Origin of the sequence: Sphingomonas sp. LH128 (assembly GCF_000293195.2) — a bacterium.
In the GTDB taxonomy this organism is placed as follows: domain Bacteria; phylum Pseudomonadota; class Alphaproteobacteria; order Sphingomonadales; family Sphingomonadaceae; genus Novosphingobium; species Novosphingobium resinovorum_A.
In genome coordinates, this window is record NZ_ALVC01000584.1 from 1 (window position 1) to 626 (window position 626).

The following is a 626-nucleotide window of genomic DNA, read 5'->3' on the forward strand; positions in this document are numbered from 1 at the left end:
CGATCAGGCCCTGCGCCGGCGGGGCAGCCGCGATTTCGTCAGCATCGAGGCCTGGCGCGAGTTCGTTGACGCCCAGGTCGCCAGGCAGAACCGACGGCATGCCGCGCGCATCGATGCAGAACGCAGGGTACTCAAGGCGCTGCCCGCAAGGCGAACCACCGATTTCGCCATGGTCACCGTCGATGTCACCCGCAACGGCACCGTCGGCATCGATCGGGTTACCTATTCGGTGCCTTCCCGCCTCGTCGGACGGCGCCTCAACGCGCATCTCTTTGACGATCGCATCGAGCTCTTCCTCGGTCCGGACAGGGTAATGTCCACGCCGCGTGTGCGGATCAGTCATCCCCACCGGGGGCACAGCATCGATTTCCGGCACATGATCGGTAACTTGCGCCGCAAGCCCGGTGCACTGCGCAACCTCGTCTACCGCGAAGCCCTGTTCCCCGATCACGCCTACCGGCGGGCCTGGCAAGCCTTCGATGCCCAGCTCGACGGACGGCAGGCCTGCCGCGATGCCGTCGCGCTGCTCGATATCGCCGCCAGGGGCGACTGTGTCGACGTGCTGGCCCGGCGGATCGATGAGGCACTCGACAGCGGGCGCCTGCCCGATGTCGATGCGCTCAGGG

The 626-nt window shown here is 67.1% G+C and carries 1 protein-coding gene; it reads left to right on the forward strand.

Features of this window, described 5'->3' with window-relative positions:
- The coding region (locus LH128_RS30415) for a Mu transposase domain-containing protein (protein WP_037522251.1) at nt 1–626 on the forward strand (626 nt) is incomplete at both ends.